This window comes from Paenibacillus sp. FSL H7-0690 (assembly GCF_037980415.1).
GTDB lineage: Bacteria > Bacillota > Bacilli > Paenibacillales > Paenibacillaceae > Paenibacillus_AQ > Paenibacillus_AQ odorifer.
Genome location: NZ_CP150281.1, coordinates 2,757,078 through 2,775,953, shown reverse-complemented (window position 1 = coordinate 2,775,953; position 18,876 = coordinate 2,757,078). Strand labels below are relative to the sequence as shown.

Below are 18,876 nucleotides of genomic sequence, written 5' to 3'. Positions count from 1 at the left end.
TCTGTGTAACTCTCTCTATGTATTGACTGCGCCGCAGGGCAAACGGTTTTGTTTTTTTAAAAAGTATGGCTTAAATAAAGAAAAAGGCTCGGCAAGAATGCCGAACCTTGATATGAATTGAATAAAAGTTACAGTAATTTTAGGATGAGGCTTTCTCCTGTAGTTCCCCGCTTGATCCAAGTGTAAGACCACTTTTTTGGGCAAACGCAGTTAACATTTCTTCCGTCTCTGAGCTTGTACGATGGTGGAAACACGCTTTGGCGATTCTTTTGGCATCCTTGGCCAGTGTGTTCAGTGTGCGGTGTTTAACCTTCAGCAGCGCCTGCGGCGACATGCTGAGTTCTCTAATTCCAAGCTCCAGCCAAAGAGGCAAAGAACGCTCATCCGCCGCCATTTCACCACATACACTGATATCAATCTTGGCATTACGTGCCGCTTCTACCGTCATACGGATCATTCGCAGAACCGCTGGATGGTACGGATGATACATATGAGCAATTTGTTCATTCATACGGTCTACCGCTAACACATATTGAACCAAATCATTAGTGCCGATACTGAAAAAGTCAACTTCCTCAGCCAGTAAATCAGCAATCATAACCGCCGCCGGAACTTCAATCATAATACCCACAGGAAGATTCCGGTTAAAAGGGATCTCTCGTTGCTCCAGCTCAGCTTTCACTTCTTCTAAAACAACTTTTGCCGCCTGCACTTCCTCTACGGAAGAAATCATTGGAAACATTAACTTTACATTCCCGTATGCACTTGCCCGCAAAATGGCACTTAGCTGGGTTTTGAACATATCTAATCGGTCCAAGCTGATGCGAATCGCCCGGTAACCAAGGAAAGGATTCTGCTCTTCAGGCAGCTGGATATAATCCAACTGCTTGTCCCCGCCAATATCCAGCGTACGAATCACTACAGTGTTATTGCCCACCTTCTCGACAACCTGTTTATACACTTCAAATTGTTCATCCTCAGTTGGAAAAGATCTGCGGTCCATATAAAGAAACTCCGTGCGGAACAGGCCTACGCCTTCAGCTCCATACTTAAGCGCTATGTTGAGTTCTTTAACTGAACTGATATTGCCGGCAAGTCGCAGGTTCACACCATCCTTGGTAACAGCCTCCACGGTGGCGAGCAGTTCCAGTTGCTCTTTCTTTTTATGCTGTTTATCCCGAATCGCTACGTATTCATTTATCGTAAGTTCATCTGGATGGATTTGTACAGATCCGGTATCACCGTCGATCACAAGCATGTCCCCGGTCTGAATAGGATTAGACAGATTATTCTCCAAGCCTGCTACAAGAGGAATGCCTAGCGCACGAGCCATAATGGAGGAATGTGAGGTTTTACCGCCCATCATGGTGACAATACCTAGAACATAAGTTGGATTCAAGTGGGCTAGCTGGGAAGGAGACAACTCCTTCGCAACAAGAATATATGGCTGTGTATCCGATGGTAACGTAACCTCTGGAGCGCCTAAAAGATGTTTTAAAAGACGGTTTCCGACATCCTTGATATCCACCGCCCGCTCCTTCATGTACTCATCGTCTAGCAGATCAAACATCGCTACAAAATGATCAATCGCTTCTTTCACAGCTACTTCTGCCGCCTTGTACTGGCGCTCAATGATCCCGCGGATTTCACTCATGAACACAGGATCATCTAAGATCGCCAGATGAGCATCAAAAATACTCGATTCCTCCGGACCTACCACTTCTCTGAACTCTTTTTTGATGAATTCAATCTCGTCCTTAGAGGTACGGATACCTTCGTATAAACGCTCAAACTCCTTAGCTAGATCCACTGGGTTCACTTGTGTATCCGGTAAGCTCCATTCCCAGTTCGGCAAGACAAAGGCCTTCCCGATAGCTACACCTGCTGCTGCGCCTATGCCTTGTATCATCCTTCAATCCCTCCAACGTTACTTTCGTGTAAGACTACGGACATTACTGATGATTGCCCCTTTTTAACATTTTTAAATGGAGCATAGCTCCATGATTTGACTCGATCAGGATTCGTGATCACCATCGGTGTAGCCAATGAGGCCGCATGTTCACGCAAATAAGCGAGGTCGAATTTAACAAGCAATTGACCCGGCTCCACGCTGTCGCCTTCTTTTACAACCGCCTCAAAGGGTCCCTTGAGCTGTGAAGTGTCGATCCCTATATGCATGAGTACTTCCAACCCTTCCGGCGTCGAAATACCCACGGCATGCATTGTAGGATAGACGTGCATAACTTTCCCGAATACGGGTGAAGTAAGTTCCCCTTTTTCCGGCAAAAATGCAACCCCATCCCCCACTAGCTTAGCTGCAAAAATGTGATCAGGCACTTCCTCAATGGGCATCATTCTACCCTGCATTGGCGAACTGAACAGCACCTGCGGTAAATCACGAAGCATAAGCTTATTAATCTCCTCGCGGATCAGTTCTGAATACGTGCCAAATACTACCTGGACATTTCCGCCGCCTAGCTTGATAATCCCAGCAGAACCTAAACCTTTAAGCGCTCCAGTATCTATATATCGGTCATTATGAACGGTAAGCCGCAGACGGGTGATACAGGACTGCACTTGTACAATATTCTCCTTGCCTCCAAGCGCCTCTAAGATCAGCGGTGCCTGATAAGGGATATTGCCGGCCCAATCCCCAAGCTCTGAACCTTCTTCACGCCCCGGTGTCGGGATTTGAAAACGGCGAATTGCCCAGCGAAATAAATTATAGTATACAATCCCGTAGCCGATACCAATCGGAATCAGCAGCCAAGCCCTCTGTGACAAATGCATGTTCAAGAAGAAATCGATGGCTCCAGCCGAATAGGAGAACCCGTGATGGATTCCCAGCATGTAGGTCAGTACCATAGCGAGACCGGACATTACAGTATGTACCGCGAATAAATACGGAGAAGCAAATAAAAATGCAAATTCGATCTGCTCCGAAACCCCGGTCAAAAAACAAACCAACGCCGCCCGCACAAAAGTCTTTTTAATCTTGGGCTTCAAATCCTCGCGCGCTTCCTGAATAATTGCAAAAGCAATGGCAGGCAGCGCAAACATCATAATCGGAAACAACCCCGCCATAAAAATCCCCGCCGTTGGATCGCCTGCAAAAAAACGCGGCAAATCCCCCTGAACCACAGCACTGCCATCAGGAGTCGTAAAATTCCCAAATTGAAACCAAAACACATTATTAAGAATATGATGTAGTCCAAAAGCGGTCAGAACCCTATATAGGACCCCATAGATAAAAACACCAAACCCGCCCGTCTGCAATATTCCCTGAAAAAGATTATCCAGCCCTATCTGCAGCAGCGGAGATATTCCTAACATTACCCATGCGAACCCGGCAGAAAACAAGCCCATGAACAGCAAAACAAAACGCGACCCTCCAAAAAACTGGATCGCCTCTGGAAGCTTAATATTTTTAAACCGGTTTTGCGCGACACCGGCAACGATCCCCAGCAAAATTCCGATTAGTGTTGCAGGTTGTACAAGCCCGTCTCCCATTTGGGTGACAATTCGGTCGTAAGTGAACATCCCAGCCAGCGCTGCCAGACCCGCTGTTCCGGCTTGATTGGATAACCCCCATGCTACACCTACAGCGAACAAATAAGGCATATAATAAAATATTGCCTGCCCCGCGTAAGTAGCCACTTCAGACACCGAAGAAAGTCCCCATGCAGACCAAGGTAAGCTGCCCAAACTCAGCAAAATGGCTGCCGCCGGCAGTACCATGGTAGGAAGCATTATGGCTCTGCCCAATTGCTGCAATGATCCGAGCCAATTCAAGGCTACCCTCTCCTTTCTTTCTATATTGAATGGTAAGCGCTGCGGGGATTTTTGTCAAAAGAAACTCATAAGATCATCACGTTACATTTTTAAAACAAATATTCTCACATTCCACTAAACATTTATTCATTAGTATCCATAGAACGGCTGGTATTTACGTGAGGCTGATGAATACTACAGAGTCAGAATCGAGTTTAAGTGTACTTTGTGCAACTATTTATATCGATGTTACTCTGAGCACCTTTTTAACTGCACTTAATACAACTATTTTTAGTGATTTTCCACTTCATCTAATCTTTGAGGCGTTTTAAGTGTACAAAGTACAACTATTTCGCATTTAGATGGCTATTTTAGCGATTTAGTTGTATAAAGTGCAATTATTCCCTTGCGCAGCTGTCCTATAGATGTCCCTAGCATACCTGGTCCGATCAGATCAGGTATGATTTGGTATGATTTGATTTGATTTGATTTGGTCTGGTCTGGTCTGAACTGATCTGATCTCAGAGCATTCGCTTCATAACATCGAACTTTTCTCCCCCATTAACTAGCTCCAACACCCTAAACTCACAGTTTGGAATTCCACCTGAGTTTAAGTGTACTTTGTGCAACTATTCATATCGACGTTACTCTGAGCACCTTTTTAACTGCACTTAATACAACTATTTTTAGTGATTTCCCACTTAACCTAATCTTTGATGCGTTCTAAGTGTACAAAGTGCAACTATTTCGCATTTAGATGGCTATTTTAGCGTTTTAGTTGTATAAAGTGCAATTATTCCCTTCGCAGCTATCGTATAGATGTCCCTAGCATACCTGGTCTGATTTGATCTGATTTGATTTGATTTGGTCTGGTCTGGTCTGGTCTGGTCTGGTCTGGTCTGGTCTGGTCTGAACTAATCTGGTCTCAGAGCATTCGCTTCATAACATCGAACTTTTCTCCCCCATTAACTATCTCCAACACCCTAAACTCACAGTTAGGAATTCCACCTGAGTTTAAGTGTACTTTGTGCAACTATTCATATCGACGTTACTCTGAGCACCTTTTTAACTGCACTTCATACAACTATTTTTAGTGATTTCCCACTTAACCTAATCTTTGATGCGTTCTAAATGTACAAAGTACAACTATTTCGCATTTAGATGGCTATTTTAGCGTTTTAGTTGTATAAAGTGCACTTATTCCCTTTCCCAACCTCCTAAAGATCTTCTTACCACATTTGATCTGGTCTGAGAGCCTTCACCTCATAATACCGAATTCTTTCTCCCTGATTAACCGGCTTCAGCAACCCCTTCTCACTTAATGATTGCAGCAATCGACGCGCCGTACGGAAATTAATGCAGAAATGCATGGCCACATCCTTTGGACGAACCGGTCTACCGAGACGCCAAGCGAAACGCAGAACCTCTTTTTCCTCAGATAAAATAGCTACGCTAGCAGATTTACGCGCCAAGTAAGGCGCCAGCACCAGTTGTAACAGCATCCGGCAGACCTCGGGACGTTGCTGGATATCATCAAAAGAAAAATGAATCATCCTCCAGCCCATCCCAGTCAAAAAAGTGTCCCGATTTACTGAATAGTTGAATTTCTCGCGGTCCATATCTTTCACATGGCTTTGATATCCATCACACTCGATCCCAAAGCTGCTGCCCGTCTGTGGAAGATAAGCAAAGTCCAGAAATTGTGATTTGCGATTCCAGTCATATACTTCGTATTCTGGATGCAAATCGTCTAGGGACTCAAACATAGGCCACCATACATTCTGCAAAAATAGCTTTTCCGCAAAATTATGTCCTCTAACCAGCCTCCCTCTTCTTTCACCTGTTCTTGATTTCATATGCTGGTCGATAAACAAACCATGCGCTTCTTCAAACTCCATAACCTATAGCCTCCCCTACAAAATAAAAAAACGCCCTTCACCGCAAAAAGCGGTTAAAGGACGTTCTTCGTCTAATCTCATTATAACTAGCTCAACAGGCGATTTGCATTAGAAATCGCACCATGCGTTACACAATACCACTTATTTTGGCTAAACTTCATCATCTAAGTTTGCATTAGCCACAGCATCATAAATTTAAACCTAGTTAGTTTATTTCACCTTTGCTCGTTCTCGCCAGTTTGCTCATTCTTCACCAGTTAGTTCGTTCTTCACCAGTTTGCTCATTCTTCACCAGTTAGTTCGTTCTTCGTCAGTTCTTTGTTAGTCCGTAGGTCGACGATAACTGTAAATCACCAAACACTCAATTCGGTGTTCTGTTTAACAGTTATATAACCGAACCTACTGCCGGCTACGCCCATGCATTGTGATCGCTTCTTCGACCTTGATGCAGCGGTCCATAATGGCGATCATACCGTGCTCAGCGGCAATTTCAGCGGCTTCCGCGCTAACTATACCCTGCTGGAGCCACAGCACACGTGCGCCAATGTCAGCTGCCTCCTGCGCGACCTTTGCGCAGTGTTCGCTTCGACGGAATACATTGACGATGTCCACTCGATCTGGAATTTCAGCTAAAGTGTGATAACACTTTTCACCCAGGATCTCCCCGTCCACCGTTGGGTTAACGGGGATGATCCGATATCCCCGGCTTTGCATGGCGCCCGCGACCATATAAGAGGTACGATCTGTTTTGTCTGATAAGCCGACAACAGCAATGTTACCTGCGGAAGCAAGAATATCTCCGATCTGCTCCCGACTTGGATTCTCAAAGCTCATAAGTAGTGCCCCTTTCCATAATTACACTTAATGATCCTTGTTTAACTGAAGCTAGATACGCTAGCTCCCTTATTCCTATTGTACCCACTCCACATTCGCACCAAGCGCACGCAAGTGATCAAAATATTGCGGATAAGATTTTGCCACATGATGTGCATCCTTAATCAAAAGAGGTTGACGCGCACGCAAGCCTACTACGGATAGTGCCATAATTACGCGGTGATCATAATGCGCATTAATGGTGACTCCGCCTTCGACACCTTCGGGCATGCCGTGAACAATAATCTCATCGCGGCGTTCTTCTACCTTGGCTCCGGCACGGGTTAACTCTGCCAAGTAATCGGTAATGCGATCACATTCCTTATAGCGCAAATTCTCAACATTGTAGAATCGGGAGGTACCTTCTGCAAATACTGCAGCAGCCACCATGGCCAGTACCGCATCTGTTGCAGCATCTCCATCGAATTCAACAGCTTTTAGGATACCGTTCCCTTGGACATGTACTGTACCCTCTTCATGTGTAAGAGGAACTTCCATCATCCGCAGTACATCAACAATGGCTCTTTCACCTTGTTTACTTTGTTCTGCAAGACGGTGAATTTTCACATCCGACTTTGTAACGGCAGCCGCCGCAAGGATTGCCGCAGAGCCTGGGTAGTCACCTTGAACAGTATATGATTTAGCTGCATAAGCTTGACGACCTGGAACTTTAAAGGACATGTAATCATCCGCGGCGTGCACCACAATACCTGCCTGCTCCAACACTTCCAAGGTCTGGCCCACGACAACCTTCGATTTCAAATCATCGAGGACAATAATTTCACTATCTTCTTCAAGCAATGGTGTCAGAAACAGTAGAGCACTTAAGAACTGGGAGCTTACTGCACCAGAGACAGTAATTCTGCCTCCAACCGGTTTACCCCCACGGATCGTGATCGGCAGTTTCCCTTCATTATGCTCCACCTGAACACCTAGCTGTTCCAACGACACAATCAAGTCGTCATGCGGACGTTTGCCCAATGAGTCTGGATACGTATTTACAAAAGTAACCTCAGGACTTAACGCGGCCACAGCCATAAGAAAACGCAGTACTGCTCCGGCATTTCCTACATTAAGTTCTTTAACGTCTTTTGGGTGACGTCCGAAGCCTTGAATCACAATCTTTTCCTCATCTTCTGTAAGCATAGCACCCAAATCTGCTATGCAGCGGCGGATCGCGTCGCTATCCTCACTATGTGCAGGATGATAAATCGTACTTACTCCTTCAGACAATGCCGCAACCAGCAGATAACGTGTCGTATAGTTTTTGGAAGAGAGGGCTCCAAATTCTCCTTGCAGAGATGGCGTTGGCCTAATAATAACGTCCATAATATAAACTCTCCTTAGTAGATGTAGTTGGTATGTAATGCTCGTTTGACAGGGTATTCTGTTCTTGTGTTATCATTAAACCATTCTTCTGATGAAAAGAGGTCAAACCCATGCATAATGTACCACAAATCACACCGCAAGAATTACGGCAGTGTATAGAGACAGGTGAAGACCTTGTACTCATCGATGTTCGCGAAGACGAAGAGGTGGCCTTTGGGATGATTCCCGGTGCACAACATATCCCTATGGGAGAAATTCCGCACCGTACTGAGGATATTCCAAGCGATGCCAAAGTGATCTTCATTTGCCGTTCCGGTGCCCGCAGCCAACGTGTCTGCGAATATCTACAGCAATTTGGTTATAACGCTGCGAACCTCAGCGGCGGTATGATTGAATGGAATGAGACACTCTCTTAAAAGCTCAACCGCGGTAATGCATTAAAATATGTTGCGACACTTCTGCCGCAGTCAGTCCCGTTGTATCGACCGTGTAATGCGCGAATAGGTATGCATCCTGGCGATCTTCCATGATTCGTCTGACCCGTTCTTCTGCATTGCCGGCGAGCAGCGGACGATTCTCATCCCCGCTAACACGTGCAATAATCTCTTCCTCAGTTGCCGTTAGCGCAACTACATGCCCTTTACTCAGCATTAAGGCTGTATTCCCCGGCGCCAATACCGCGCCTCCACCAGTGGATATTAATTTATTCTCAGACTCTAGCATTTGCTTTAGAACCGCAGTTTCTACGCTTCGAAAGTATTCCTCACCATCTTCTGCGAAGATTTCTGCAATGCTTCTGCCTTCAGTCTCAATAATGACATGATCCAAATCAACCAGCTCATAGCCCAGCTCCTCGGCCAAAATAGCACCAACAGTTGACTTACCAGTCGCCATCATCCCTACTAAAATAATGTTTTTGTTCTTATCTTCCTGACTCATCGTTTTTAGTTCTTCTGTATCCCCAGCCATGACTATCCTCCAACCGCGATATTTGTCATATCATAACACAGGGTCAAAACATTAGACAATCCGCTTCTTCCAGTAAAAAAAGACCCGAAAGGCTCCCCATTTCTGGTGAAGCCGTCCGGGCCGCTTGTCATACAGTCAATTAGATTATTCCGCTGCCATCCAGTTGTGGTGGAAGACGCCTTCTTTGTCCACACGTTTGAAGGTGTGAGCGCCAAAGTAATCACGTTGAGCCTGAAGCAAGTTAGCAGGCAAACGTTCTGTGCGGTAGCTGTCATAGTAAGCCAATGCGCTGGAGAATCCAGGAACTGGAACACCCAAAGTTACCGCAGAAGCAATGACTTTACGCCATGCAGATTGGTAATTGTCCATAACATTCTTAAAGAAAGGATCAAGAAGCAGATTCTTAAGCTCTGCATTGTTCTCATAAGCATCTGTGATATTTTGTAGGAAACGGGAACGGATAATGCAGCCGCCGCGCCAGATTTTAGCCAGCTCGCCATATTTCAGATCCCAACCATATTCGTCGGAAGCTACGCGAAGTTGAGCGAAACCTTGCGCGTAGGATACGATTTTGCTCGCGAACAATGCTTTACGCACGTTCTCGATGAATTCGGCTTTGTCGCCTTCAAATGTTGTTGCTTCTGGTCCGTTAAGCACTTTGCTTGCTTCTACGCGCTCATCCTTCATAGCAGACAGGAAGCGGGAGAATACGGATTCGGTAATCATGGACAGAGGTACACCAAGATCTAGTGAGCTTTGGCTTGTCCATTTACCAGTACCCTTTTGGCCAGCAGAATCAAGGATAACGTCAACCATAGGTTTGCCGGTTTCTTCGTCATATTGAGCAAAGATATCAGTAGTGATCTCGATCAGGTAGCTGTCGAGCTCGCCGCTGTTCCACTCTTTGAAAATATTGTGAAGTTCTTTTGCATCCAGACCTAGAACATCTTTCAACAACTGATAAGCTTCACAGATCAATTGCATATCACCATATTCGATACCGTTGTGCACCATTTTAACATAGTGTCCTGCACCGTCAGGTCCGATATATGTACAGCAAGGCTCTCCGTCCACTTTGGCTGAGATTGCCGTTAGGATAGGCTCTACAAGTTTATACGCACTTTCTTGACCACCTGGCATAATCGAAGGACCTTTAAGAGCACCTTCTTCACCACCGGAAACTCCAGTACCGATAAAGCGGAAACCTTTTTCTTCCAGCTCTTTACTACGACGAACTGTATCAGGGAAGTAAGCATTCCCTCCGTCGATAATGATGTCGCCTTGATCAAGATGCGGCAGCAGTTGTTCGATGGTAGCATCAGTAGCTTTACCAGCTTGAACCATGATCAGAATTTTGCGCGGTGTTTCCAGCGAAGCTACAAATTCCTCAACGGAAAATGTGCCTACGAGGTTTTTACCTTCCGCTTCAGCAAGAAGATCATGTGTCTTCTCCGGGGAGCGGTTGAATACGGATACGGAAAAACCTTTGCTTTCGATATTTAGAGCCAAATTCTTGCCCATTACCGCCAAGCCAATAACGCCGATTTGTTGTTTTGCCATCTGGTCCTCCACCCTTTGCACCCTATATTTTTGTGAAATCCATTTCTCGCAGTATAAGAATACCACCCTTTATCAGAGACAGCAAAGCCTGCCCTGCGAATAGAGATCAATTTCATTGACAAATTCAGTCTAAGAAATGATCACAATGACTATTTTAACGTTTTTAACGTCAGAAGTGAACCCCTGTCTGCAAGTTCCAATACAAATATAAGACACCCCGATGAACGGGGTGCCTTGAAAGAACATTTGCGGCACTTGCTTACCATTCTAACATAAACAATTCCTTGGTCAAAAAGGCAAGCTCAGCTCGACATTTGTCCGCGCGAACCGTATCTCCAGCTTTTAGTGCATCATTTAACCGATCCAACTGTTCATCCACTTCAATTCTCCGCTGGCGAACCCGTTCTTCCCCTTCAATAGAATAAAAGAGTCTTGTCAGCTCCTCATCTGTGAGCATAGGTCCCTTCTGATATAACACACGCTGCTGATAACCAGAAATTTCAACTAGGCGAATCACTTCGCCAAACAAAATATTTTCAATAATAATCTGCCGATCCCGGAAACGTTTAACGATTGCATGCCCGCGCATATCCCCAATTAACTTCTCCATCCACTCTGACAAGCGAGCATCACGGATCATATAATCGCCCACAAGCTTATAGCCGTCTTTAATCCTTTGAAACCGCAATTTCACTAACTTACGACCCGTACGGACCGAAATCACAAAGACCTGTTCATTCTCGCTCCAATATAGGGAATAACCTTCTTGAATCAAATCCTTGATCAGGTCCTGGATATGCTGTCTGTCGAACCGCAGTTCCAGGTTACAATACTCCACCTCGTCGTTTTTGTTCACGGCACTCCCCCCTAACAGCTTCACATCTGTAAAGCCAACCTTCATTAGTTCAATTCCAGAGTAATCATGGCTGCCGGACCTCTTCTTGAGTTAACTTCCTTTTTGCGTTCGTCTTAATCTTATTTTATACTTCAGTTTATGTAGCGGTAACTTGGTTTATTGACTATTTTTACCCGCAACAGCCTTTCTCCAAACGCTGATCGAGAATTTTAATGCCTTTTAGTCCTTTTGGAGCATAAACGTTCTAGTCCTTCAGCTGCACAGTGTCATACAGAAGACCTTCGAAACTTACTTCCGTTATATCGTATATCCTTCTAATTTTCTAAAAAGCCGCTGATTTACCGGATCATTCTCCGGTTATCAGCGGCTTTTTTTCCTCAGCTAGTCTTAAATTTCTGTTTCGTTCTATGCACGATAAGCAGATGCAGCCCGAAGAGCAGCAACATTACAATAGCACTTGCCAGGAATGGGACACCATGTCCTACATGATCCCATAATCTACCTGACAATACTGGCCCCGCTACCATTCCTGAGCCTTGGAGTGTCAAGAACAGCCCCCAGACCGTCCCTCGTTCCCCCTTAGGAACTTGCTTAGCCAGAAAGGCATTCCATGCCGGGAGGATAAGCGCGTAGCTTATACCGACCAGCGCAACCGCGATAAAGGCAAGTGGCAGCCAGCGAACCTGAGAGAAAAAGGCCAGCGAAAAGGCAGCTAACAAAAAACCTATATTCAGAAACACCGTTGTCCCTATACGGTCCACCAGCTTACCTGCGGGAATAAGTGCAAGAACTGTAATCCCTCCCCCTGCAATGAGGAGCAAACTGAATTGATTGGGACTAACATGCAGCTCTGTACGTGCAAACAAGGTAACTACAGGTGTCATCAAGCCAATGGCGAAGGCCTGTAGGAACAACGCCGGGTACAGCCATCTGCTGACTTTCAGGGTAGTTCTCACCTGATGCAGCGTTCTTTTTATACTTTCTAACGGACTAAGCTTTTTACGCTCCATTGCTCCGCCAAGTCCATGCATGTCCCTCACGACAGCATGAGACCCGCTAGAAGAGATTCGTTTAGGTAAGAAAAGGGCTACTACAACTACAGCGGCAGCACAACCTAACAAGACTAGAAAAGCTACGTGATAGCTTTGTCCACCCTGATCCATTAAAAAATTCACAACAATTGGACCGATTCCTGTTCCTGCGAGAGAAGCCATCTCAACAGCGCCCATGGCCGCACCACTGCTGCCGCTTTTGGTTGATCCGGCCAGCTCGGTAATCCCGGTCATCACACATGGCCAAAGCGGTGAGGTCCCGATCCCAAGAATGAGACAGGCGATGGATAACGCAACGGCCGTTTTGGCATAGATGATCAAACCAATGGCTACTAGAATCAGCAGCAATGCACTTGTCATCGTCCAGCGGAACCCTATGCGCTCCATAACCCAGCCTGAAGGGCTGCGGAAGACGTTGTCCCCCAAATACTGTAGGGCAAAAGCGAATCCCACTACTGTCACCGACAGCCCCAGTATATTCTCCATATACACTGGCAATAAAGCAACAAGCAGCGAACCTTTAACAAATTCAACTAAAAAAATAATTACCCACATCTCAACAATAAATGGTGATGCTAAACTAATATTCATCCGTTGTTCAGCTTTCGTGGACATTCTATCACATCCAAATCCTAGTATTCTGAAGATTGTTTTGTTATACTGATGCTTGCCTTAAAAATTAACTATTCGCGAAAGGTTGTGACAGCATTAAATGAATCAACACCGTACTCCCCTCTTCACAGCTCTAAAAAAGCATGCCGCCGGCAATCCAGTTCAATTTCATATTCCCGGGCATAAGAAGGGGCTAGGAACCGATGCCGAATTCCGTGAGTTTATCGGCGATAACGCTCTATCCATAGATCTAATCAACATCGCACCGCTTGATGATCTACATCAGCCAACTGGCGTAATCCAGGAGGCTCAAAAGCTGGCTGCGAAGGCTTTCGGCGCCGACTATACGTATTTTAGCGTACAGGGCACGAGCAATGCCATCATGACGATGATCCTCTCTGTCTGCTCACCGGGTGAAAAAATAATTGTGCCGCGTAACATTCATAAATCCGTAATGTCGGCCATTATCTTCTCCGGAGCCAAGCCTGTGTTCGTCTCGCCTGTACAGGATGAGAATCTCGGGATAGATCACGGCATAACCACCAGTGCGCTGGAACGAGCGTTAAAGCGTCATCCAGACGCTAAAGGAGTTCTAGTTATCAATCCAACGTACTTCGGCGTATGTGCCGACCTGCGTTCGATTGTCGACCTGGCTCACCGTTACGGGGTACCCGTTCTGGTGGACGAGGCACATGGAGTACTGATTCATTTTCATGAGGATCTGCCGGTGTCGGCCATGCAGGCTGGTGCGGACATAGCTGCCACTAGTGTGCATAAGCTTGGTGGTTCCATGACGCAAAGCTCGGTACTGAATCTAAATGCGAAGACTGGGCTGATTAACCCACAACGGGTGCAGACCATTATGAGCATGCTGACTACAACATCAACCTCATATATTTTATTAGCGTCTCTCGATACATCTAGACGCAATCTCGCGCTGAACGGACATGAAATGGCGGAAAGAACCATCCAATTGTCCAACTACGCACGCGAGACCATTAACACTATCGAAGGCTTGTACAGCTTTGGTAAAGAAATACTTGGAACAGAAGCAACTTTCGATCTAGATCCAACCAAACTTAACATTCACGTTCGCCATTTAGGGATCACTGGTTACGAAACCGAAAACTGGCTGCGTGAGAAATACAACATCGAAGTTGAACTGAGTGACATGTATAATATTCTTTGCCTTATTACCCCAGGTGATACTCAAGAATCAGTAGATAAATTATTAGCTGCTTTACGGGTGCTATCCGCTATCCATTATAGCAAGGGTGAAATCTATGAACTGAAGGTTCAGGTTCCAGAAATCCCGCAGCTTGCTTTAATTCCAAGAGATGCTTTTTATGCTGACACTCAGTTAGTTCCGTTCCGCGAATCTGCTGGATACATCATTGCAGAGTTTATCTATGTATATCCACCGGGGATACCGATTCTCCTCCCTGGCGAAGTCATTACTCAGGATAATATCGACTACATTATCGACCACGTCGAAATCGGCCTGCCGGTTAAAGGGCCTGAGGACCGCAGCATCACTAATGTTAAGGTGATTGTTGAAGCCGATCCTATATCCTAAGATCTATCTTTTTCCTTAAAAACTTAAATCATTTATACAAAAACCCGATACCATAATGAGTATCGGGTTTCTGTATATAAGCATCAACTGTTCCATTCACATAGAACAGCTTAAGTTTAGTCGCTAGAATCTATTCTTGCTGAGCAAGCAGATTGTTGTAAGCTTCTTCAACAGCTTTCCATTCTTCTTCATCTTCGATATTATACAATACCATTTCTTCGTCTTCTTCTTCCATACGCAGAATAATGCCGTCTGCTTCTGGATTCTCGCGCTCTAACAACAGAGCATATAATTTCTCGCCTATGTCGAACGTTTCTACAAGCACCATTTCCACATCTTCGCCCTGCTCGTTCGTCAAGGTCAGCACAAACTCCTCGTGCTCATGGTCGTGATCATGCCCGCAACCGCATGCTTCACCATGCTCATGTTTGTGATCGCTCATTGTAATACCTCACTTTGAATTGTATTATCCTACATCTGGTATCGTACCACGTTAGATTAGTTCAGGTCAATTTAGAACACCTAATTTAACGCTGTTATTACCTTCTCCGACACAAGTACGTAATCGGCATTTTTAGAGGGCTTAATATAGAAGCCTACCCGATATTTGCCCGCTTCTTTAAAATCATAAGTAAACTCCGAGGTTGGAAACCAGAAATTATCCTTCTGCGAGCCTTCAAGCACCTGTGACTGAATATCCTTAACGTTTCCAGACGGATCTGTCATGGCCACTTTCACAGCTGAAATCTCTTCGGTCAGACTATCTACCTGAGTTAATATCTTTATTTTCAGCTTGCCTACGTTGACATTGCCAAAAACCGTATCCCCTTTAAAAAGTACAATATGGACATTAGGTTTAAGGATCGTAACTTTCCCAGAACCGTCCCAAGTAACAACCCCGCCTGTTTCTCTAGCAGGAATGTACGTTTTTCCATCAATTAGATAACCGCCGTCTACAATTTCTTTTCCGTTGCTCCATACTCTAATTTTCTGATTAACGGAATCGGCGAATAATAATGAGCCACCCATCAAGGAAAAAGCAAACACGCACAAAGTGATTTTTTTCCATCTATTCATTTGAGACCCTCCAGATAATTCATGCTGTTAATATATACTTACTTTGTTTCAGCAAGTTGCGCTGATTTCAGGTAAATATTTCATTGATCTTGCGAAAAATGATATTATGGTCTTATTCGAAGTAGAAACATTAGCAATAACCGATTTCAGGAGGGTTCTTTCTTATGAGTCTAAGCCTACAAATGCTAGGAACAGGCAATGCTTTTGCGAAAAAATATTTTAACAACAATGGCTTGCTGCTAGATGAAAATTACACCCTGCTGATTGATTGCGGGATAACAGCCGCGCTTGCCATGCATAGACTTGAAAAATCCTTCAGTGACGTAAATGCTACGCTCATTACACATATTCATGCGGATCATGTTGGAGGGCTGGAAGAGCTTGCGCTAACCTTAAAGCATGTGCACGGTAAAAAAATGACCTTACTTCTTCCCGAGACACTTATAGAGCCCTTGTGGAACAATACAATAAAGGGAGGTCTATACCAAGAAGATGCTGTATCTTCCTTATCTGATATCTTCGATGTTAAGCCCATACAGCCTGGAAATACCTACAAACTCTCTCCTACTCTTTCATTAGAGATCATACAAACACCGCATATTCCCGGCAAAAACAGTTATTCCCTTCTAATAAACAACGAGATTTTTTATAGTGCGGACATGACCTTTCAGCCGGATCTACTGATTAGCCTTGTGCGGGAGCGCGGGATCCGGATCATCCTGCATGACTGCCAACTAGGTGGAACAGGCGTTGTTCACACCACGCTGGAAGAGCTGATGTCTCTGCCTAAAGATGTTCGCGAGCGGATCAAGCTCATGCATTATAGCGATGAACAACCAGATTTCGTCGGACTTACAGGAGAGATGGAATTTTTAGAGCAGCATGTGAACTATAAACTCTGATCTTTACAAAAAAAAGCCGTACATAAACGTCTGTAGACGTATGTACGGCTTTTCGTGTTGAACTATGAAAATGTCGGCAAATTATCCAGATTGTTAGTTGGATCTCCATCCGCATCTCCGCGAATATAAGTTTCTCCATCCTTACCTTTAAAAGCGTTCACTCCGGCAATATTTCCAGCCTGTACTTCTTGCAGGGCTTGGTCATACGCCAGCACACGTCCTGTAGAGGTCTGGAAGCTTGTTAAATCGCCATCCCCATTTTTTTGAACAGCTACGAAAGATTCACGTTCGTTATTTGGCACTTTAGCTCGCCCCTTGCACTTGGATTTGCCATCATTCGGCACATCCTAGCTTGCGTAGAGCGTCCAATAATTATGTGCGCCAATCTTTAAAGTATTTTTTGCATACGTACATGTAATATACCTGCATCATAAAATGGTTCTGTAGAAATAACTTCATAGCCGAGTTTCTTATAGAAATTCTCTGCCTGACACTGAGCATCTAGAATTGAAGCTTCCAGTCCAAGCTCCCGAGCAAGCTCTTCCATCGCCAGTAACAAGACACGTCCGTATCCTTTGACCCGATAGTCTTTCAATACGGCGATGCGCTGCATTTTAGCAGTACCTGCTTTGTAATAGATCAATCTACCCGTTGCTACAGGTATCCCTTCATCTATAATCAGAATATGGTGCGCATTCGGACTGATGGCATCATATTCGTCAATTTCTTCCTCGGCCGGTACCTTTTGTTCCTCAACAAATACTTTAGTACGGATATCCAGCCCCATCTGAAGCTGTTCCTCTGTAGTTACCCGTAAGATTTCTGCCGCCATGTTAGTTGCAAACTCCTCTCTCTATGTAGCCAACGATAGTTGTCTATTATATAAAATAATGACTAGAAAGAAAAGCCTACACATGGAATCCGTAACCTCTCAGTAGACTAATCCACAGAATATACTTCTTCAGGGATTGAACGGTTATATACGTCTTGCATCACAGGTGACAACGGAGGATACTGACTTTTAGATTTGCCATCCAGATTGGTCATCTCATTGATTTCGATAACTTTTGCGGGTTTCGCCGTAGAACACCCCACTACACCCAGCAGTAACAATAGGCAAACGCCGACTTCCCATTTCACAATTTTAGACATAAAAAAGCTCCTTTCATCGCAGCTGCATTTATACTCACTACAGCTTTGACGATTCAAGAGCTTTATAAACAATAGGAGCTATTCATTCCAGTTTCCCTCTTAGAGATTGACGTTTCCAACCAAATGGACTAAATACATCATCCCAACCAAAAAGCCTGCTAAAACAAAATAAGCTGTCCCATATTTCCAGCGTGTATTGGCTGGCACATCGTAATACTTATCATTATCGTGTACGGTACAGCTAATGTCACATTGCATTTTTAAATGAAGACCATTCTCTAACGTTACTTGCTCCAGCTGCGAAATTCTTACCTTTTCAATAATACATTGCTGTGGCAGTGTAGCTTTTCCATAATAATTCAGCTGGTCCCATCTGACCACAACATACTGCTGTCTCTCTAGATCACTGTAGGTAGTAAAAGGTAAATCCCGGCGATGCTCAGCTCCTGGAATCATGTAACCCGCCTCTCGCAAGGGCTCCACGGGAATTAAGAACCCCTTAGTCACAGACTGCGGGCGGTTGTTGTTACGTCTTTTCACATATTTATTATACAGATCGTAAGCAAACATTGCCCAGATGATAAAGAACAAAATCGAACGCAAGTAAACGATTATAGCTAAGCCACCCACCAGACCCACAAGCCACAGCCAGCGCGTAACTGCGGTAGCAATACGTCCACCGTCTAGCGGATGGATTGGCAGCAGATTAATCAAATTAAGTAATAAGCCTATATAAGCCAGGGAATAAAGAAGCGGACTATCCATATAGTATCCCGCTCCAAAAACAGCAGTAGCCCCAATAGTACCCAGAATCGGTCCGCCAAAAGCAACATACGCTTCTGTCTTCGCATCCAGCGGATGTTTTTTCATAGTAATTAAGGCGCCTAAAAAAGGAATAAATAACGGAGCGCTGACGGGTAGCCCGATCCGCTTAGCGGCTATAACATGTCCCAATTCATGAACAAGCAAAAGCAGGACGATACCTATAGCAAACCCCCACGGATAAATCAAAGCATATGCTCCTATAGAAACCATCATGGAAATTAACGGCCCGGCAATTTTACCTATTTTCAGCAGAGACAAAATCGCCTTTCCTTTTAACAGGAGCATGGCGGCTCCGCCCCCCAACCATTTCAGCGGAGTAGAAGTATTCTTTTTCTGCTCATTTTGCATTTGCGGCAAGATCACAAGCTCCTTTATCTTTCAATTTTAAGAAACTACTGTACAGTTCCATCTATCTTATCATAGT

18 protein-coding genes are annotated in these 18,876 nt (G+C 44.8%); 3 read left to right on the top strand and 15 right to left on the bottom strand.

Annotated elements, in window-relative coordinates:
• Positions 1–139: 139 nt before the first annotated feature.
• From ptsP to aroA, 5 genes are all read right to left on the bottom strand, one after another.
• Positions 140–1,909 carry a phosphoenolpyruvate--protein phosphotransferase gene (gene ptsP, locus MHI32_RS12100; RefSeq protein WP_076220453.1) on the bottom strand — a complete coding sequence of 590 codons (1,770 nt, stop codon included), beginning with the start codon at positions 1,907–1,909 and terminating at the stop codon, positions 140–142.
• A complete protein-coding gene (locus tag MHI32_RS12095) occupies positions 1,906–3,792 on the bottom strand; it encodes a glucose PTS transporter subunit IIA (RefSeq protein WP_036686132.1) in 1,887 nt (628 codons plus the stop codon). The genes ptsP and MHI32_RS12095 overlap by 4 nt, the downstream gene beginning before the upstream one ends.
• 1,208 nt (positions 3,793–5,000) lie before the next feature.
• Complete coding sequence (locus tag MHI32_RS12090) at positions 5,001–5,669, bottom strand: hypothetical protein (RefSeq protein WP_076183350.1); 669 nt, start codon at positions 5,667–5,669, stop codon at positions 5,001–5,003.
• A 399-nt stretch (positions 5,670–6,068) separates the two neighbouring features.
• On the bottom strand, positions 6,069–6,503 hold the full coding sequence (locus tag MHI32_RS12085; RefSeq protein ID WP_076129119.1) for a CoA-binding protein: 435 nt from the start codon (positions 6,501–6,503) through the stop codon (positions 6,069–6,071).
• Between the two features lie 75 nt (positions 6,504–6,578).
• Entirely contained in the window at positions 6,579–7,871 is a 1,293-nt protein-coding gene (aroA, locus tag MHI32_RS12080; RefSeq protein ID WP_340012424.1) for a 3-phosphoshikimate 1-carboxyvinyltransferase, read from the bottom strand.
• A gap of 110 nt (positions 7,872–7,981) precedes the next feature.
• Between aroA and MHI32_RS12075 the strand changes: the two genes are divergently transcribed.
• A complete protein-coding gene (locus tag MHI32_RS12075; protein ID WP_036686126.1) occupies positions 7,982–8,287 on the top strand; it encodes a rhodanese-like domain-containing protein in 306 nt (101 codons plus the stop codon).
• A 4-nt stretch (positions 8,288–8,291) separates the two neighbouring features.
• Here MHI32_RS12075 and MHI32_RS12070 read toward each other — a convergent pair whose 3' ends face one another.
• From MHI32_RS12070 to MHI32_RS12055, 4 genes are all read right to left on the bottom strand, one after another.
• The gene (locus tag MHI32_RS12070) at positions 8,292–8,840 is read right to left on the bottom strand and encodes a shikimate kinase (protein WP_235219530.1); all 549 of its coding nucleotides are present in this window, start codon (positions 8,838–8,840) and stop codon (positions 8,292–8,294) included.
• 144 nt (positions 8,841–8,984) lie between these two features.
• Complete coding sequence (gndA, locus tag MHI32_RS12065; RefSeq protein ID WP_038570246.1) at positions 8,985–10,400, bottom strand: NADP-dependent phosphogluconate dehydrogenase; 1,416 nt, start codon at positions 10,398–10,400, stop codon at positions 8,985–8,987.
• A gap of 259 nt (positions 10,401–10,659) precedes the next feature.
• Complete coding sequence (locus MHI32_RS12060; protein WP_036686566.1) at positions 10,660–11,256, bottom strand: hypothetical protein; 597 nt, start codon at positions 11,254–11,256, stop codon at positions 10,660–10,662.
• Positions 11,257–11,633: 377 nt separating this feature from the next.
• Positions 11,634–12,923, bottom strand: a complete 1,290-nt coding sequence (locus MHI32_RS12055; RefSeq protein WP_076183344.1) for an MFS transporter — start codon at positions 12,921–12,923, stop codon at positions 11,634–11,636.
• A gap of 97 nt (positions 12,924–13,020) precedes the next feature.
• Between MHI32_RS12055 and MHI32_RS12050 the strand changes: the two genes are divergently transcribed.
• Positions 13,021–14,496 carry an aminotransferase class I/II-fold pyridoxal phosphate-dependent enzyme gene (locus MHI32_RS12050; protein ID WP_036686120.1) on the top strand — a complete coding sequence of 492 codons (1,476 nt, stop codon included), beginning with the start codon at positions 13,021–13,023 and terminating at the stop codon, positions 14,494–14,496.
• A gap of 130 nt (positions 14,497–14,626) precedes the next feature.
• Here the strand turns inward: MHI32_RS12050 and MHI32_RS12045 are convergent, their stop codons facing one another.
• Positions 14,627–14,938: a DUF1292 domain-containing protein gene (locus MHI32_RS12045; RefSeq protein WP_036686118.1), complete on the bottom strand. Its 312-nt coding sequence runs from the start codon at positions 14,936–14,938 to the stop codon at positions 14,627–14,629.
• Positions 14,939–15,018: 80 nt separating this feature from the next.
• Positions 15,019–15,573 (bottom strand): copper amine oxidase, encoded by a 555-nt coding sequence (locus tag MHI32_RS12040; RefSeq protein WP_036686116.1) that lies wholly within the window; start codon positions 15,571–15,573, stop codon positions 15,019–15,021.
• Between the two features lie 164 nt (positions 15,574–15,737).
• On the opposite strand from MHI32_RS12040, the gene MHI32_RS12035 reads away from it, so the two are divergent.
• Positions 15,738–16,475: an MBL fold metallo-hydrolase gene (locus MHI32_RS12035; protein ID WP_340012422.1), complete on the top strand. Its 738-nt coding sequence runs from the start codon at positions 15,738–15,740 to the stop codon at positions 16,473–16,475.
• Positions 16,476–16,537: 62 nt separating this feature from the next.
• Here MHI32_RS12035 and MHI32_RS12030 read toward each other — a convergent pair whose 3' ends face one another.
• The 4 genes from MHI32_RS12030 to MHI32_RS12015 all read right to left on the bottom strand — a co-directional run bounded on the left by MHI32_RS12030 (position 16,538) and on the right by MHI32_RS12015 (position 18,800).
• Positions 16,538–16,777: a DUF3892 domain-containing protein gene (locus MHI32_RS12030; protein WP_036686113.1), complete on the bottom strand. Its 240-nt coding sequence runs from the start codon at positions 16,775–16,777 to the stop codon at positions 16,538–16,540.
• Positions 16,778–16,863: 86 nt separating this feature from the next.
• Entirely contained in the window at positions 16,864–17,307 is a 444-nt protein-coding gene (locus tag MHI32_RS12025) for a GNAT family N-acetyltransferase (protein ID WP_340012421.1), read from the bottom strand.
• Positions 17,308–17,414: 107 nt separating this feature from the next.
• Positions 17,415–17,627: a hypothetical protein gene (locus MHI32_RS12020; RefSeq protein ID WP_076129113.1), complete on the bottom strand. Its 213-nt coding sequence runs from the start codon at positions 17,625–17,627 to the stop codon at positions 17,415–17,417.
• A gap of 99 nt (positions 17,628–17,726) precedes the next feature.
• Positions 17,727–18,800, bottom strand: coding sequence for a site-2 protease family protein (locus MHI32_RS12015; protein WP_340012723.1), 1,074 nt, complete (start codon positions 18,798–18,800; stop codon positions 17,727–17,729).
• Between the last annotated feature and the right edge of the window lie 76 nt (positions 18,801–18,876).